9 protein-coding genes are annotated in these 17,308 nt (G+C 51.3%); 5 read left to right on the top strand and 4 right to left on the bottom strand.

What is annotated here, in order from left to right; all coding sequences use genetic code 11:
• Genes HMPREF9442_RS11865 through HMPREF9442_RS11855 form a run of 3 tightly spaced genes read left to right on the top strand, consistent with a single transcriptional unit; the run spans nucleotide 1 to nucleotide 5,601 of the window.
• A complete protein-coding gene (locus HMPREF9442_RS11865) occupies nucleotides 1-2,724 on the top strand; it encodes a GH92 family glycosyl hydrolase (RefSeq protein WP_008628906.1) in 2,724 nt (907 codons plus the stop codon).
• Between the two features lie 11 nt (nucleotides 2,725-2,735).
• Entirely contained in the window at nucleotides 2,736-4,487 is a 1,752-nt protein-coding gene (locus tag HMPREF9442_RS11860) for a class I mannose-6-phosphate isomerase (protein ID WP_040603082.1), read from the top strand.
• Between the two features lie 13 nt (nucleotides 4,488-4,500).
• Nucleotides 4,501-5,601, top strand: coding sequence for an ROK family protein (locus HMPREF9442_RS11855; protein ID WP_008628902.1), 1,101 nt, complete (start codon nucleotides 4,501-4,503; stop codon nucleotides 5,599-5,601).
• Nucleotides 5,602-5,832: 231 nt separating this feature from the next.
• On the opposite strand, the gene HMPREF9442_RS11850 is transcribed toward HMPREF9442_RS11855, so the two are convergent.
• From HMPREF9442_RS11850 to pnp, 3 genes are all read right to left on the bottom strand, one after another.
• The gene (locus tag HMPREF9442_RS11850) at nucleotides 5,833-6,882 is read right to left on the bottom strand and encodes a DUF4934 domain-containing protein (RefSeq protein WP_157183538.1); all 1,050 of its coding nucleotides are present in this window, start codon (nucleotides 6,880-6,882) and stop codon (nucleotides 5,833-5,835) included.
• Nucleotides 6,883-7,838: 956 nt separating this feature from the next.
• A complete protein-coding gene (locus HMPREF9442_RS11840; protein ID WP_008628890.1) occupies nucleotides 7,839-8,450 on the bottom strand; it encodes a hypothetical protein in 612 nt (203 codons plus the stop codon).
• A 166-nt stretch (nucleotides 8,451-8,616) separates the two neighbouring features.
• Entirely contained in the window at nucleotides 8,617-10,845 is a 2,229-nt protein-coding gene (gene pnp, locus HMPREF9442_RS11835) for a polyribonucleotide nucleotidyltransferase (RefSeq protein WP_008628889.1), read from the bottom strand.
• A gap of 185 nt (nucleotides 10,846-11,030) precedes the next feature.
• On the opposite strand from pnp, the gene HMPREF9442_RS11830 reads away from it, so the two are divergent.
• Entirely contained in the window at nucleotides 11,031-12,185 is a 1,155-nt protein-coding gene (locus HMPREF9442_RS11830) for a TlpA disulfide reductase family protein (RefSeq protein WP_008628887.1), read from the top strand.
• 20 nt (nucleotides 12,186-12,205) lie between these two features.
• On the opposite strand, the gene HMPREF9442_RS11825 is transcribed toward HMPREF9442_RS11830, so the two are convergent.
• Complete coding sequence (locus tag HMPREF9442_RS11825) at nucleotides 12,206-16,192, bottom strand: hybrid sensor histidine kinase/response regulator transcription factor (RefSeq protein WP_050795529.1); 3,987 nt, start codon at nucleotides 16,190-16,192, stop codon at nucleotides 12,206-12,208.
• Between the two features lie 365 nt (nucleotides 16,193-16,557).
• On the opposite strand from HMPREF9442_RS11825, the gene HMPREF9442_RS11820 reads away from it, so the two are divergent.
• Complete coding sequence (locus HMPREF9442_RS11820; RefSeq protein WP_008628882.1) at nucleotides 16,558-17,283, top strand: hypothetical protein; 726 nt, start codon at nucleotides 16,558-16,560, stop codon at nucleotides 17,281-17,283.
• Nucleotides 17,284-17,308: the final 25 nt, after the last annotated feature.

The raw sequence follows: 17,308 nt of genomic DNA, 5'->3' as shown, positions 1-17,308 counted from the left end.
ATGAAAAGAAAAAGCATTGGAATTGTTCTTTTAAGTGCACTTTCTCCTTACGCCATGAAAGCGACGAGCGACAACATCGCCCCTTTGGCCCAGATTACGGCTTCCTCGTCCATGGAAGGCTACGAAGCCTCCCGTGCCATTGACGGAATAATCCGGGTGTTCGACCAAGGTGAATGGCGTTCGCAAAGCCAAACCAATTTCTATGGCCAAATAGAATACCCTTCACTCACCTTGCAATGGGAAAAGCCCTACACCATCGGGGAAATCCTCCTCTACGACCGCCCGGACCCAGACAGCCACTTGGCCGGAGGAATTTTACATTTCAGCGACGGCAGTGAACTCAAAGTGTTTGAAATACCTAATGACGGAAGCCCCAAATCAATTAAGTTCCCTGCCAAGACGGTAGAGTGGGTCAAGTTTGAATCCACCGATGCCGACGGCCTCCATCCCGGACTGTCGGAAATAGAAGTCTATACCGCCAAAGATTCGCGCAAAGATTTCGTATCAAAAGTAGACCCTTATATCGAATCTGCCCGAGGACGCTATTTCTTTTTCGTCACCGGAAGCCAGCCTTTCGGCATGATTAGCGCTGCACCACTCACCCGTAACAAGAACCAGTACGGGGGCGGATACAACTACAATTCCACAGAGGTGTTAGGTTTCCCCCAAATTCACGACTGGATGCTTTCTGGCGTCACCCTGATGCCCACCACCGGTAAAGTAGACCCGACGCAAGGCGAACAAGGTTGGAAATCGCCATTCCGTCACGAGGGAGAAATCGTCCGTCCTGGTTTCCACCGGATGTTTTTGGAACGTTATCAGCTGTGGGTGGAACAAACAGCTTCCGACCGTGTCTGTTTCTACCGCCTGACCTATACCGGAAAAGAAAACAATATTTTAAACCTGCTACTTAACCTCGGAGGCTATGTATCCACATCCACAATGTTCAATGCCGACGTGCGTAAAACCGGAGACCGCGAAATCGTAGGTTCTGTTGATACGGGGGGACGTTTGTGGGGCGGTCCGGAAAGAATCAGGATATACTATGCCCTACGTTTTGACAAAGCCATGGACTGCATGGACGGTTGGGATGGCACGCAACGTTTCCAGGACACCGACAGGCTGAAAGGCACAGGCACGCTCAACGCCCGCAACGAAGGCATGAGCTACTATGACGCTCCGACTTCCGGTGTAAGTCTCAAATATCCAGTCGCTACCGGCGACACGGTATTGGTAAAATGCGCCATCTCCTATACCAGTGCCGAAAATGCCCTCGCCAATTTGGATTCAGAACTCACACACTGGAACTTCGACCAGGCTTGTGCCGACTCACGTGCGGAATGGAACCGTTATCTGGGGCGCATCGAAGTGAAAGGTGGTACGGAGGCTCAGCAGACCAAATTCTACACCGACCTTTGGCATGTCCTGTTGGGCCGTCATAAGATAGACGATGCCAACGGATGTTATCCGGATTACACCGACGGCACACGCCAAGGGTCACAAACGGTCAACGTGAAATACCATACCCGCACGCTGCCCAAAGACAACCAAGGACAGGCACGGTTCCACATGTACAGTTCGGATGCCTTTTGGCTTACGCAATGGAACCTGAACATCCTTTGGGGACTAGCCTGGCCGGAAGTGCAGGACGACTTCGCTGCCTGTCTCGTGCAATATGCCCGTAACGGTGGCCTGTTGCCGCGCGGTCCCGTGGCCGGAGGCTATTCTTACATCATGACCACTTGTCCGGCCACACCACTCATCACCAGTGCCTACCAGAAAGGCATACTCACCAAAGTGCCTGCCCAAGAGGCATTCTGCGTCATGGCATCCAACCACCGGGGCGGTGGCATGATGGGCAGCACGGACGAAATACGCGACTATGAACGTTTGGGCTACTTCCCCGACCATGCAGGCAACACGCTGGAAGCCGCCTTCCAAGACTGGGCATTAGGCCAGATGGCCCTCAAGATGGGAAAGAAAAAGGAAGCCCGTTACTATGACCGACGCAGCCACGGATGGACAGCCTTGTTACACCCCGAAAAGAAACTGGTGTTCCCCAAGAGCTCCAACGGCGAATGGCTGCATACCGACGGCCTGAGCGGATGGGGATGGACAGAATCCAACGCTTGGCAGGCCACTTGGTCGGTATCACACGATATTGACCGGTTGGCCGACATGATAGGCGAAAAAAAGGAAGCAGCCCGCATGTTGAACCATGCTTTTGAACAAGCCGCCCCGCAATCATTCGTTTTCGGCTACACCGACGGCTACGTGAGCTATGCCAACCAACCGGGCTGTTCCAACGCACATGTGTTCAACCATCTCGACGCACCGCGCCTATGCCAGTACTGGGTACGCCAAGTCAATGAAAAAGCCTATGGAGCCACTACACCGGACAAAGGATATGGCGGACACGATGAAGACCAAGGGCAGATGGGCGGCGTGAGCGCCCTGATGTCCATAGGACTATTCAGCCTGACGGGTACCTGCGACACTCACCCATATTACGATATCACGTCGCCCGTGTTCGATGAAATCATCATCCATCTCTCGCCCGACTATTACACAGGAAAGGACTTCCGTATCAAGACTTACCATAATTCTGCCGAAAATTGTTATATCGGCAAGAAACTGTTCAACGGGCAGCCCCTGGCCGACTTCCGCATCAGCCACAAGGATCTGACGCAAGGCGGACTTCTGGAATTATGGATGGAAAAATAAAAAACACAAATATGAGACAAAGCAATTACGACAAAACCCCATTCACAGCCGTGGAGGGGAAACTATGGAAAGGTTGGGAGGACATCTGCGGCGAAATCCGGCGCGTTTGTCCCACACGCCCCTGCGGACAGACTTACGTAATCCGCATCGAATGCTACCAAGGCGTACATCACGACGAACTGCGCGAAGCGTTTTCTTCGCTCTCCCCGTCCTTATGGATTGATACCGAAAGGCTGTTCAAGTCGCCCGGGACCATACAGGAAATGACCTTTCCTTATGTGACGGACGACCGCCTCTTCGGCTTCCGGTCACATTTCAAATATGCTGATTTTTTAGACCAAGAGAAGACGCGCGAGGCACAAGCCCTCATTGCCGCCACCGAAGGATGTGTTGTCGTCTACGGGCATGGCGCGGCCTTAGTGGCACCAGAAGCCGGCCTGACCGTATACGCCGACATGCCCCGTTGGGAAATACAGCAACGGGCGCGGCGGCACGAAATACACAATCTCGGCGTGGACAACCGCGCAGAAGAGCCTTCGCGGCATTACAAGCGCGGCTACTTCGTGGACTGGCTTGTATGCGACGACTTGAAGAAAAAGTTGCTGCCCACGGCAGATTATTGGTTAGACACCACGATTCCCGGCCGACCGAAGATGATTAAGGGCGACACGTTGCGCCTCGGGCTCGAACAGACCGCCCGGCGACCATTCCGCGTCGTGCCTTTCTTCGACCCTGCACCATGGGGCGGACAATGGATGAAAGAAGTGTGCGGCCTCGATCCTAAACAAGCCAACTACGGTTGGTGCTTCGACTGCGTACCGGAAGAGAACAGCCTCTTCCTCCAAGTCGGAGGCGAACTGTTCGAAATCCCTGCCAACGATTTGGTGTTCCACCAGACCCGCGCCTTACTCGGTCCCCCCGTAGAATCGCGTTTCGGACAAGACTTTCCCATCCGTTTCGATTTCCTCGATACCATGGGCGGCGGAAACCTGAGCCTTCAGGTCCATCCCACCACGCAGTATATCCGCGACACATTCGGCATCTATTACACACAAGACGAAAGTTATTACCTGCTCGATGCGGAAGAAGGAGCCACCGTCTACCTCGGCTTGAAGACCGGCACCGACCCTACGGAAATGATTGCCGCCCTCAACCGCGCACAGGAGACGGGCGAACCCTTCGAGGCAGAAAAGTACGTCAACCGCTGGCCTGCCCGCAAGCACGACCATTTCCTCATCCCCAACGGCACGGTACACTGCTCCGGAGCCGGAGCCATGGTGTTGGAAATCAGTGCCACGCCCAGCATCTTCACATTCAAGCTGTGGGATTGGGGACGCTTGGGACTGGATGGCCGCCCCCGCCCCATCAACATCGGGCACGGCTCTCATGTCATCCAATGGGAACGCCAGACAGACTTTGTCCGTCGGCATTTGGCCAACCACGTGGAACCTGTGGCCGAAGGCGAAGGTTGGCGCGAGGAACGCACAGGCCTGCATGAGAACGAATTCATCGAGACACGCCGCCATTGGTTTACCGGCACCGTGCGTCACCACACGGGCGGCGGCGTAAACGTACTCAACGTGGTGGAAGGCGACGAACTCATCGTAGAAAGCCCCACGCATGCCTTCGAGCCGTTTGTCGCCCACTATGCCGAGACATTCATTATTCCGGCTTGTGTGGGTGAATATACAATCCGTCCCTACGGAAGTTCCATAGGCCGGGAATGCGGCACGATTAAGGCGTACATCCGTTTCAAATCCTAAATACCGTATCAACATGAATTACACCCAAGACCCGCGTATCGTCCTGACGTTAGATGCAGGTGGTACGAACTTCGTGTTTTCTGCCATGGCTAACGGGCAGGAAATCGTCAGCCCTCTGTCTGTCCCCGCTGTGACAGATGATGCAGCACGGTGCCAACGCACATTGGCCGAAGGCTTCCGAAGCATCCGGGAAATACTGCCTTATGCTCCTTCGGCCATCAGTTTCGCCTTTCCGGGACCGGCCGACTACGCGCACGGCATCATCGGAGACCTGCCCAACTTCCCGGGTTTCCGGGGAGGCGTGGCCTTAGGCCCCTATCTGGAACACGTTTTCGGCATTCCGGTTTTCATCAACAACGACGGTAACTTGTTCGCTTACGGCGAAGCCCTGACCGGCATCCTACCGGAGGTAAACGACCGGTTGAAAGCCTGCGGCTCGCAACGGCGTTACCACAACCTGATTGGTGTGACGCTCGGCACGGGTTTCGGGGCAGGCATTGTCATCCGGAACGAGCTGCTCACGGGCGACAACTCTACCGGTGGCGATGTGTGGTGCCAACGCAATCACAAGTATCCGGAATATATCGTGGAAGAAAGCGTGAGCATCCGTGCCGTGAGACATGTCTATGCCCGGGAATCCGGTTCAGCAGAAAACCTTTCCCCCAAGGATATCTTCCAAATCGCCGAAGGGACACGGAACGGCAATCCGGAAGCAGCCCGGGCAGCCTTTGCCGAACTGGGGCAAATGGCCGCAGAAGCCTTAGCTTCCGCCCTCACCCTGATAGACGGCCTTGTAGTCATTGGCGGAGGTTTGTCGGGTGCCTATAAATACATCCGCCCCGCCTTGTTTGAAGGTTTGCGCGGCACACTGGGCATGCGCGACGGCAGCCGTTTCCCCCGTTTGCAGATGGAAATATACGACTTGGAAGACGAGAAAGAATTTGAAGCCTTCGCAACCACCCCAAAACGCCTCATTCCTGTCCTGGATACCGACAGGACCATCCCCTATGACGCGTTCAAACGTACGGGAATAGCCCTCACCCGGCAAGGGACCAACCGTTCCATTGCCTTGGGAGCCTATACATTTGCCTTGCGGCAATTAGACAGGCCATGACATTTTGTTAATATTCCCATTCAGGAATCCCTTTTTTGTCCCCAAGGCCGGAAGCCGCTAGAAATACGCGATTCTCCGAGACTACGACACGAAGAATTTGTCGCCTTCCAAGGCTTCCGGCTTTCATTTTACCTCCTCCGGAAAGCACAACTTCCGCAAGGTCGATAAAGCCCCGGCCGAGTGGCTATAAAATATGAAGACAAATATCCTTTCTTATCTTTATATTCGAAATCAACGCTTTAGCTTATAAAAGAACAGACAAGGATTATCCTCTTCTGCCATGGTAGACACAGCCCGCTCCATCACACGCAAATGCCTGTCTTGTATGCTGTCCGCAAAACGCCAAGACTTCAAATCGAACGCATTCTCATAGCCAATCAAGTAACCGTCGTTGTCCGTTGACAGTATGTTCACCAAAGGAAGACAATCTACATTCTCCTTATCCACTCCATATCCATACCGTTTCACACGGCCTGCAACCTTGTCCGCCACGGCATAATAAAGATTGGAAAAACCCAACAAATAATGCCCACTTGTCTCGAATATATCCGTAAAGCCCACGAAAACACCGCGTGACAATTCTTCCGCATAACGGTTGATACCATAATCTTCAATCTCAACCAACTGTTCTTCGGCCAGAACCGGTTGGCGAGTCAACACTTCCATCCGAGGCTGCAAGGACATGTCTTCGGTTGAGTAAACATATATCCGGTTGTCGAACGGCAACACGCATGCTATCTCATTGCCGGACAACGCGAAAGGATGCCTCCCTGTGTATTCCTGCGTGTTGTCCGTCTGCCCGGGAAACCTGTATACAGGCTCCCCTTCTTCTTTTGACATATCAAAATCCGACATCACCACGTTTTGGTCGTTATAAATGTAATTGGCACAAAAAAGGCGATGCCTGCCCAAACTCTCTGCCGTTCCCAACAAAGAAAAAGTAGCAGGCGGGAAAAAAAGCGTATCAAGCAACTTCCCATTCTGGGCATACACCAAAGCGCGGTTCCGGATACCGTCAATCACTCGTAAGGTACGTGTTGACTTGTCCCAATAAGCCGTGGACACTTTTATATATTCACCCTCTCCATTTCCGCGCTGCCCAAAATTACATATATAATGCCCACTGCGGTCGAATGCCAAGACGCTCCTTTCAGACACCACAATCAGCAACGAATCTACTGGTATGATTTTTTTTATACCCTCCACCATACACTGTGCCCCCGACTGCAGGGGCACAGCAAAGAATGCCTCCACAGCTAACCCGTCACCGTTTTTCCGCATTCCATCATCAAAGCCATCAAAAGCCTTCAAAGGAAATTGGACTGATTCACGGCACGCGAACAATAAAAGAGAAGGCAATAACACTAACAAGAATCTTTTCTTTACGAATATCATAACAACAAAGACAAAATCATAATATATTGAACATGAATATACTATCCAAAATCAAGCTGCACATGAACAACTTCACGGTACAAATATAGAGAAAATACAAAAATCACACTTTCTACCATGTAACACTTCCTTTTTGATTTGTTACATTCCGTACTTTTCCCTATCAAAAAATGACAAAAGCCATAAAAAGACAGACACCTTACATGTCATTTTGACTACCCATACACCTCTATCCTAAAGAATTTGCAATATGTCAAACCTCCCATTCAGGAATCCCTTTTTTGTCCCCAAGGCCGGAAGCCGCTGGAAATACGCGATTCTCGCGGATTAGGGGACGGACAATTTGCCAAACACCAGAGGCTCCTGCCTTTCACGAAACACAATGAAAAGGCACAACTTCCGCTGATATGAAAAAGGTAATGTAAGCATAAAACAAGATTCACAAGACAATCTGTCATTCCTTTTTAGTACAGCAAAACACCTCAAATAGAGAAAAAACGGGCCTCGGAGGTGCATCGCCACCCCGTTTTCGGGAAAACTTCGCACCGACATGCAGAGGGTTGGCGAACAACATGCGGACAAAAAAAATGTTTTTTCAGCCAAACGAAAAATCATTTGGCTGAGACTGAATCACAAATTCACTCAACAAATGCAAAAAACAAACCGAAAACCGTCTAAAAGGTTAAAAGAACCAAACAAGAAGACTTCACAACCACTCTATTTACCTTCCTTTGCAGGATTCCGTTTTGACATTATGTCAGCCTCAGTCTAGCCTGAAAGACAAAATTAGGGGGCAGCCCCCGAAATCAGGAACCACCCCCACATCCCACGCCGAACCGGGATCAGCGGATGACCTCGCCTTGAGGTATCCGGTGTTTAGGTCGTAAATCTTCCACGTACAAGCCGGACATATGCTTTTCCGAACCGTCGAAATTAAAACGCGACTCACCGGAAGGTATAAAGAAATCCACGGTCTTCACTTTTTTGGGAAGCGGAGGGAAAACCAATACGAAACGAACAAACTTGTCCCTGCTGTCCTTTATCCAAAAACATGTATCCGTAGGATAATACTCCACTTCGCGCAACATGTAACGGTCGCCTCTCTTGTTGTCGATAATGGCCCATCCTGAATTAAAATTAAAAAACCACCAGTCCTCTGGGCAACGGTACGTAGCCGTGACATAAGTCGCGTCCTTCGCACGGTAAAGCTCATAAGCCCCCCTACCGAAAAGCACCTGCCCCTCTTGCTGATTCACTGTATAAGGTGCCTTATAGATAGGGAACGTGTGCTCATTGTCCATTCTGTAATAGGGCGAAGCCTTGCGTTCCTGATACAGCGCGGCACGGTTCTCCGGACGCATATCGTAGGCTCTCCGCCGGCTTGTGGCACATGAACTCAGCCATAGCACAACCGCCAACATTCCTATAAGGCTTTGGGCACTATTCACACTCATAACATGTCCTTTTTGATGTCACTTTGCAAATATGACGTTTTTCTTATAGATAACCAAATATTTTCCCATAAATTTGAAAAGAAAAATATGAGTGTCTCCAAATCAAAAAGGCTGTCCGCAGGATAGCAGACAGCCTTTCGGTTATCATTTTCGTTGATGAAACAATTTATTCGCCTCCTTGTCCGTCATTGCGCGGGCGACGTTCGCGGCGTTCGCCTCTCTCAGGACGCTCGCGACGGACTGGACGCTCTACGTAGCCTTCCGGCTTTTCGAGCAACACGCGACGGGACAACTTGAACTTGCCTGTCTTCTGGTCGATATCCACCAGTTTCACCTGAATGTGGTCGCCTTCTTTCAGTCCGGCTTCTTCCACCGTTTCCAGACGCTTCCAGTCGATTTCGGAAATATGGAGCAAACCGTCGCGACCCGGCATGAATTCCACGAATGCACCGTAAGGCATCACGCTGCGAATCACACCGTCATACACCTCACCGACCTCGGGCACAGCCACGATAGACTTGATTTTACCCAAAGCTGCGTCTATCACGTCCTTATTGGCGCCACTCACCTGTACGACACCTACACCGTCTGTCTCCTCGATGGTAATGACAGAACCTGTATCCTCCTGGATACCTTGGATAATCTTTCCACCCGGGCCGATGACAGCACCGATGAATTCCTTCGGAATCGTAATCTGGACGATGCGAGGCACATGCGGCTTCAACTCCGGACGCGGTGCAGGCATGCACTCGGTCAGTTTACCCAAGATGTGTTCACGCCCGGCTTTCGCCTGCATCAGGGCCTTCTCCAGAATCTCGTAACTCAAACCGTCGCACTTGATATCCATCTGGGTGGCAGTCAGACCGTCGATAGTACCGGTCGTCTTGAAGTCCATGTCGCCCAAGTGGTCTTCGTCACCCAAGATGTCGGACAGCACGGCATACTTTTCCTCACCCGGATTCTTAATCAAGCCCATGGCAATGCCGCTGACGGGCTTCTTCATCGGCACACCGGCATCCATCAGCGCCAACGTCCCGGCACAAACCGTGGCCATGGAAGAAGAACCGTTGGACTCCAGGATATCGGACACGACACGCACCGTATAAGGGAAATCTTCAGGGATTTGCCCTTTCAGGCCGCGCCAAGCCAAATGGCCGTGACCGATTTCACGACGGCCCACGCCGCGTTGCGCCTTGGCCTCTCCCGTGGAGAACGGCGGGAAGTTATAGTGCAACAAGAAACGCATCTTGCTTTGTTCGAGCACTTCGTCGATAATCTTCTCGTCCAACTTCGTACCGAGCGTACAGGTAGAAAGCGACTGGGTCTCGCCACGCGTAAAGATGGCCGATCCGTGGGGACCCGGCAGTGGACTCACTTCGCACCAGATAGGACGGATTTCCGTAGTGGCACGCCCGTCGAGACGCTTGCCTTCGTCCAACACGCAACGGCGCATGGCATCGCGCTCCACGTCGTGGTAATAACGGTCAATCAATGTATTTTTCTCTGCCAGTTCGTCTTCCGACAAGTCAGCGTGTGCTTCAGCATACGACAATTTGAAGTTTTCGCGGATTTCCATGAAAGCATCCTCACGGGCATGCTTGTCGCGGTTGCCTTCCTGGGCGATACGGTACGCTGCGTCGTAACAAGCCTTCTTCACTTCTTCGCGCAAGTCCTCATCGTTCACCTCATGGCAATACTCCCGCTTCACTTCCTTACCGGCTTCCTTCTCCAACTCTTTCTGGAGGCGGCACATCGGTTTGATGGCCTCATGGGCTACCTTCAAGGCGTTGAGCAAGTCCTGTTCGGTCACTTCCTTCATCTCGCCTTCCACCATCATGATGTTCTCTTCCGTGGCACCCACCATGATGTCCATGTCGGCCTGTTCCAACTGGGCGAAAGTCGGATTGACCACATACTCGCCGTTGATGCGTGCCACACGCACTTCGGATATCGGGCCTTCAAACGGTATATCGGAAACTGCCAATGCGGCAGATGCGGCAAAACCGGCCAATGCATCCGGCATGTCCACGCCATCGGCAGAATACAAAATCACATTCACATAAACTTCTGCGTGATAATTGCTGGGGAACAAGGGACGCAAAGCGCGGTCCACCAGGCGGCAGGTCAGAATCTCATAGTCAGAAGCCTTACCCTCACGCTTGGTAAAACCTCCGGGGAAACGGCCGGCAGCGGCGAATTTCTCTCTGTACTCTACCTGCAAAGGCATAAAATCTGTTCCGGGAACGGCATCTTTGGCGGCACAGACAGTGGCCAAGAGCATCGTGTTGCCCATAGTGAGCATAACGGCTCCATCGGCTTGTTTGGCCAATTTCCCGGTCTCGATGCTGATGGTTCTCCCATCAGGCAATTCGACTGTTTTCTTAATTACGTTCATTTGGTTTCTTAAAATGTTTCATCAATAAATCGGGCAAATGTACGCATAAATATTGATAAATCAGACTTAAAGCCCGTAAAAAATGGCACAACATGGCTTTTTTCCGAAAAAACCGTAGTTTCATACTCCGAGAGAAGCCGAAAGACCCTATCTTTGTAAATGGTTTGTAAACACATGATGCCGAGATGAAAAAAATGACATGCGCCATGGCCGCCCTCATGATACTGGCTACGGCTTGTAAAGACAAGAAAGAACAATTTGAAATCAACGGACGGATTGCCGAAGCCGACGGCAAGACACTCTACTTCGAGGCTGTCACCTTGAACGGCATAGAAGCACTTGACTCTATCCGCCTGGACGAAAACGGCGACTTCCGTTTCCATGGCATGCGTCCTTTCAATCCGGAATTTTACCGCCTGCGTATCGACCGGCAAATCGTCAACTTGTCCGTAGACTCTACGGAGACCATACACGTGGAAGCCACGTGGCCCGCCATGGGCACCGGCTATGAAGTGGAAGGCTCACCCGACTGCCAAACCCTAAAGGAAATCAACGGCAAACTCATCGCCTTGCAACAATCCGTCAGGGACATCATGACCGACAAGACCCTGACGTTAGGGGAACAGGAACGGCTCGTCCGTGAAAAAATAGACCTCTACAAGGAGGAAATGAAAAAGAAGTACATCATGGAAGCCCCTGCTTCTGCCCCGGCTTACTTCGCCCTGTTCCAGACCGTAAACGGAAGCCTCATCTTCAACCCGGTAAGCAATCCGGACGACATCAAGTTCGTGGGAGCCGTGGCCACGGCATGGGACGCGAACTATCCAGGCACCAACCGCACGGAAAACTTGCACAACATTGCCATACAAGGCATGAAGAACACCAAACGCCCCACTCCCGTATCATTGGCAGACATCGACCCGGAAAAGATATCCGCTTCGGGCATCATCGACATAGAATTGCCGGACATACACGGTAAAAACCGCAAACTTTCCGACATCAGGAATAAGGTCGTACTGTTGGACTTCACTGCTTACTCCCTTCCGTCTTCACAAGAACGCATCATGCAGATGAGGGGACTTTACGACCGGTACGCCGCACAGGGATTTGAGATTTACCAAGTATCCATCGACCCCGATGAACATTACTGGAAAACGGCATGCGAACACCTGCCCTGGACTTGCGTCTATGAGAGCCGAGGAGAGGCTTCGGGCTATTTAGGCTCTTACCTCGTGCGCCGCCTTCCCACCTTCTTCCTCATCGACCGCCACGGCGACCTTGTGGCGCGGGACGAGCAAATAGAAGACTTGGAAAAAGCCATCGGGAAATTATGTGAATAGGGCATCACATGACACACGCCTTAACGCTTTGTGTATTTCGAGGGTGAAACGCCATATTCTTCCTTGAAGCAGCGTCTGAAATGACCCACATCGTTAAAACCGTTGGAGTATGCGGCTTCCGTCACGTTGAGCCCTTGTTCGGTCATCAGGTATAAACTGCGTTTCAGCTTTATCTTCCGGATGAACTTATTGCCCGACAGGCCGGTCAACCCTTTCAGCTTACGGTAAAGCGTGGACACGCTCATGTTCATCTTGTCGGCCATGAAAGGGATATCCAACTTATCCTGACTGATATGCTCCGTCACCACGTCGGTAAACCGACGGATAAACTCTTCGTCCAATTTGCTGAGACGAACCTCTCCGGCAGGCATTCCACGTTCTTCGTCTTTTGCCTTTCCCACAATCATCCGAGCCAGTTTCCTGCGCATGTCCAACAGGTTACGTACCCTGCTGTTCAGCAACGTGGCACTGAACGGTTTGGTCAGATAAGAATCGGCACCGCTATCATATCCTTCTTCCTTGTCCCGGATGGAATCTTTGGCCGTCAGCAAAATGACCGGTATATGGCTAGTACGTACATCTTCTTTCACCCTCCGGCATAGCCCAATCCCGTCCATCTCCGGCATCATGATGTCGCTGACGATGATATCCGGCACAAGACGTTGGGCTTCCCTCCATCCCTCCCTGCCATTCATGGCTGTTACCACCCGGTATCCTTCATCGAAGGAAGAGGCCACGTAATCCCGGATATCATCGTTGTCCTCAACAACCAACACAAGCGGCCTGATGTCAGCCTCTTCCCCTTCGTCAGCCACATGCTCTCCGGCCATCTCCGCCGCAACTTCCGAATGGAGAGCCGACGGATAAACTTGGTCGGCCCAAAGGCGGAATACGAAAACGGAACCTTTCCCCGCTTCACTTTCCACTCCCAGCACCCCTTCGTGCAAATCGGCCAAAGACTTCACCAAAGCCAACCCGATACCTGTACCTGAGGCCTGATGCTTTCCCTCTGCCTGGTAATAGCGGTCGAAAACATGAGGCAAGGCCTGAGGTGCAATCCCATATCCGGTATCGGACACGGAAATCTCGGCATACGGCCTTCCTTCTTCCTCTCCACGGCACAAACGCAAACATATATGCCCCTCCGGCGTATATTTCATCGCATTGCTCAATAAATTGTTCAGGATGGTTGTCACGACTTCCGCATCGAAATACATCCGGAACTCTTCTTCCGGAACTTCTATACGGAAATCCACTTTCGGGTTCCGGTTCAGTTCCTTGTAGCGCAAGCCTATCTCGGTCACCAAACGTCCCAATCTGCCTTTGGCCACCCGAAGCTGCCGGTTTTGCGTTTCCACCTTACGAAAATCCAACAATCGGTTAATCAGGTCGAGCAACTGCAAAGCACTCTTATGCACCAAACCGACTTTCTTGCGGTAAACATCCGGCAAATTCCCGTCTCCGGCCAAGTCTTCCAACGGGCCGAGTATCAAAGTGAGCGGCGTACGCAGTTCATGCGTGATGTTCGTGTAGAAACGAAGCCGCTCGTTGTTCAGTTCCTGTTCGTCGCGCATCCTTTTTTCTTCTGCCTCCATGGCGGCTTTGGCGGCTAATTTGCGTTTATAGGCACGCATCCAAAGCCACAAAGCCGACAAGGCCAGTAATCCGTAAAAAGTCCAGGCATACCAAGTCAGCCATAACGGAGGATGGATGCGGACAGACATCGTAGCCACATTCTTTTCGTCCCACTCCCCATTCCTCAGCCTGGCCTTCACTCGGAAGGTATAAGTCCCGAAAGGCATGTTACGGAGCGAAATCTGGTTTTCCTCTCCGATATTGACCCATTCCCGTTCCAATCCTTCTATCTTGTAAGCATATTCCACCTGCCCGTTCTGTGCATAATCGGGCACGGAGAAACTTATACGGAAAGCATTGCGATGATAAGGCAATTCAATCTCCCCGTTTTCTCCCGGTAAAATCAATTTTCCGCCTCTCCCTGTACGGCTGTCCATTTCCCGGCACTCGATGATTTGTACACTGCCTGCACGGCGGGACATCGTATCCAATCCCAAAGGATTGAAACAGCAGATACCCTTCATCGAACCGAAATAAAGCGTACCATCCGCCCCCCGGCAAGCTGACCGTTCAACGAGATTTCCCATCGGGACCCCATCACGGTAATCATAATTCTCAAACCGCTGTTTCCGTTCATCCCAATGAGAGATGCCATTGTTGGTGGAAACCCATATCCTTCCATGCGAGTCTTCTTGAACGGAACGTATGAAAACGTCCTCCAAACCATGCTCATGACCATAAAAAAGAAATGAATCAGGACGGCGAGTGTCCCTGACATACCCCAACCCGGCACGCGTGGCAATCCAAACCCCGCCTCGGGAATCCTCGAACAGTGCATTTACGGAACCATCCGGAAATCCCATATCGGTGTTCAGCTCAGCCGCTACACGCCGGTTACGGTCGAACACTTTAACTCCCCATCCACAAGTCCCGACCCAAAGCTTGCCTTGCCGGTCGCGAAGGATACCATACACGCTTTTTTCCTCCAACTGGCGATTCAGCTCCGTCTCCTTATGTATCTTCCCACCACTATAAGTATACAATCCCAATACGGTCCCCATCCAAAACTTTCCGTCCTCCCTAAAAAAGGTAAACACGCTCAAGTCCCGCACATCCAAAGGCATACGCTCAATCCTTCCCGTCCGGACTTCCATCTTCAGGAGGTCGTTACCAGAAACACCTATCAGCAAAGCCCCCATGCCGTCACCGACGATGGCACTCACCCATCCATAGAACCGTGACAAATAAGGCGACAAATCAAAACGTTCCAACAACCTGCCGCCGCGATACAAGAACAATTCATTTTCCCCGCCTACCCACAACCGGCCCTCTTCGTCCTTATACATCCCATACGCAGGCTTACTGCCCAAAGTCCGGAACAACGGACGATTGTGGCTGACAAAATCCAAGCCGCTGTTATAATTTCCAATCCAGATATTGCCAAATGAATCCTGTAGGATTTTGCGGATATTGCCGGACGAAAGTCCTTTCCCGTCCCCTTCCGGCAACAAGTTCTCAAAAACCACTTCTTCAGGATGCTTGAAAGCCATCTGATGCAAATCCAAGATACTCACACCGCCCATATCGCAAGCGATCCAAAGTTTACCGTCCGCCATCTCACAAATGTCGTAAACACAATCCGACACCAAAGAAGAAGGATTACCCCGGCCATGCCGGAATACCGTAAAATTGTCGGCAAAGGGATTCCACAGGGCCAATCCCCGTCCGGTCCCTACCCAGATATGCCCCATGCGGTCTTTGCAGATAGCATATACCCTGTCCTCCGGCAAACTCTGCGGTGAAGCCGGATCGTGGAAAAACCGGCGTACGGTCTTACTCTTCAAATCCACCATGCTCAGCCCACCGCGATTGTGACCGACATACAATATTCCGGCATCCTCGAAAGCACACAAATTAGAATGATAATCCAAATGGACGCCCATCTCGGACAAGGTGGAAAACTTTTGTGTACGGGTGTCAAAATGAATGGGATCCGCATGATGGGGTGTAATCCAAATCCCTCCGTCACCGGCCTTTGCCAAATGCACCACATTCTCTAACTTTAAACCGTTACGGTTTTCGTAGGTACGGAAACATCCGGTTTGGCCGTCCCAAGCACAAAGTCCGCTGAACTTACCGCCAATCCACAACACATCTTCTGCCTCATCATAAAGGAGCGTGTTCAAGGCATCGGACGTAAGTCCCGAATCATGCGCTTTGTAGACCATGAAACTGTTTCCGTCGAAACGGTTCAGACCGACATCCGTAGCGACCCAGATGCAACCACGCTTGTCTTGTGCCATGCCAAGCACAAAATTATTTGAGAGACCGTTTTCCACTCCCAAGTGCTGCATCTCGTATGGCCGGGCTGTCATAAGCGTCACATGGCATTCCCAAAGAAAAAGCATAAAAAAACAAACGTACCGTCTCATGGCCTTAGAATTTTACGATCCAGTTTTCCGCAAAGATATGATAAATTAAACGGTTCCACCATCCCATCGTATGCTTTTTGCAACAATAGCCCTCTTTTTGACCGATTTCACACTATCTGCATATCCCCATGGAGAGTTTGACGGAATTCCCCTTCTTTCAGAATGATTCCGCACGCTTGCCGAGGAAGCAAGCCATTAACTTTGCGTCAAGCAAACCAAATGGAAGTATATTCACCATTGAAATTGGTGGAATCAGTGTGTCTACTTCCTTGCTACGTCATTTAATTAATAAAAACAACACTGCGGCCCGTGCTACACACACACTGATTTAGCCCGGTCGGCAGACTAACTTCAATTCTAACGAAATGAGAAACAAATTACTCGTTGCCATGGCATTATGCAGCGCAACTTCATCCACGTTGCCCTTGTGGGCGTCTGAAAACTGGCCCGACCCGGCCTTGACCTTTGTTGACCCGGCTTTGACTCCCGACGAGAACGGAGGCGGTGTATATTATGTCTACCATGTAGCCACCCGGAAATTCATGTGCGATGGCAATTGGAAAAACAACTGGGGCACGGAACTCATCGTGGCCGAAGAGGGAAAGAAGGTCACACTGAGCTACGGGCAGGACTATGAACTGAGCCGCCGTCCCGTCACGGACGGGTCTTATAACGACGCATACGGTTGGCGCATGTCCATGATGGAGGGGAAGACGAACAGCAAGCTCCATGAATTCTACATTCCCAGCGAACTTGTACTCTGTGTGGACCATGACAAACAAGGACACATCCTGTGGAAAATCGTGAAACAAGACAATGGTGCTTACCGCATCAAAATCGCCGATGAAGATCCCCTATATGGTGAAAGCTCACAATATGCCGGATGTTACATCGGAATCAACGAAGGCGACTTCGGGGTCAACCCGTTAGTCATCGAAGGAACGGAAGGTGTCGTGAATCCACAATACGACTGGAAGTTTGTGGAGCCAACTGCCTATGACATTTACCAAGCCAAAAAGAAGTTACAAGCCCAGTTAGACGCGGCAGACGCGGCAAACTTCCAAGACATAACGGATTATGCCAACCTTTAGAGCTTGTTTAAATTTTCCTGTTTGA

Origin of the sequence: Paraprevotella xylaniphila YIT 11841 (genome assembly GCF_000205165.1) — a bacterium.
GTDB lineage: Bacteria > Bacteroidota > Bacteroidia > Bacteroidales > Bacteroidaceae > Paraprevotella > Paraprevotella xylaniphila.
Note: the sequence above shows the minus strand (reverse complement) of the source record. Positions and strands in the feature narration are given on the sequence as shown.

What these genes read in the sequence shown, in the direction of transcription:
- HMPREF9442_RS11860 (WP_040603082.1), top strand. Translation starts at nt 2,736, where the DNA reads ATGAGACAAAGCAATTACGACAAAACCCCATTCACAGCCGTGGAGGGG.
- pnp (WP_008628889.1), bottom strand. Translation starts at nt 10,845, where the DNA reads ATGAACGTAATTAAGAAAACAGTCGAATTGCCTGATGGGAGAACCATC.
- HMPREF9442_RS11855 (WP_008628902.1), top strand. Translation starts at nt 4,501, where the DNA reads ATGAATTACACCCAAGACCCGCGTATCGTCCTGACGTTAGATGCAGGT.
- HMPREF9442_RS11840 (WP_008628890.1), bottom strand. Translation starts at nt 8,450, where the DNA reads ATGAGTGTGAATAGTGCCCAAAGCCTTATAGGAATGTTGGCGGTTGTG.
- HMPREF9442_RS11825 (WP_050795529.1), bottom strand. Translation starts at nt 16,192, where the DNA reads ATGAGACGGTACGTTTGTTTTTTTATGCTTTTTCTTTGGGAATGCCAT.
- HMPREF9442_RS11820 (WP_008628882.1), top strand. Translation starts at nt 16,558, where the DNA reads ATGAGAAACAAATTACTCGTTGCCATGGCATTATGCAGCGCAACTTCA.
- HMPREF9442_RS11865 (WP_008628906.1), top strand. Translation starts at nt 1, where the DNA reads ATGAAAAGAAAAAGCATTGGAATTGTTCTTTTAAGTGCACTTTCTCCT.
- HMPREF9442_RS11830 (WP_008628887.1), top strand. Translation starts at nt 11,031, where the DNA reads ATGAAAAAAATGACATGCGCCATGGCCGCCCTCATGATACTGGCTACG.
- HMPREF9442_RS11850 (WP_157183538.1), bottom strand. Translation starts at nt 6,882, where the DNA reads ATGCGGAAAAACGGTGACGGGTTAGCTGTGGAGGCATTCTTTGCTGTG.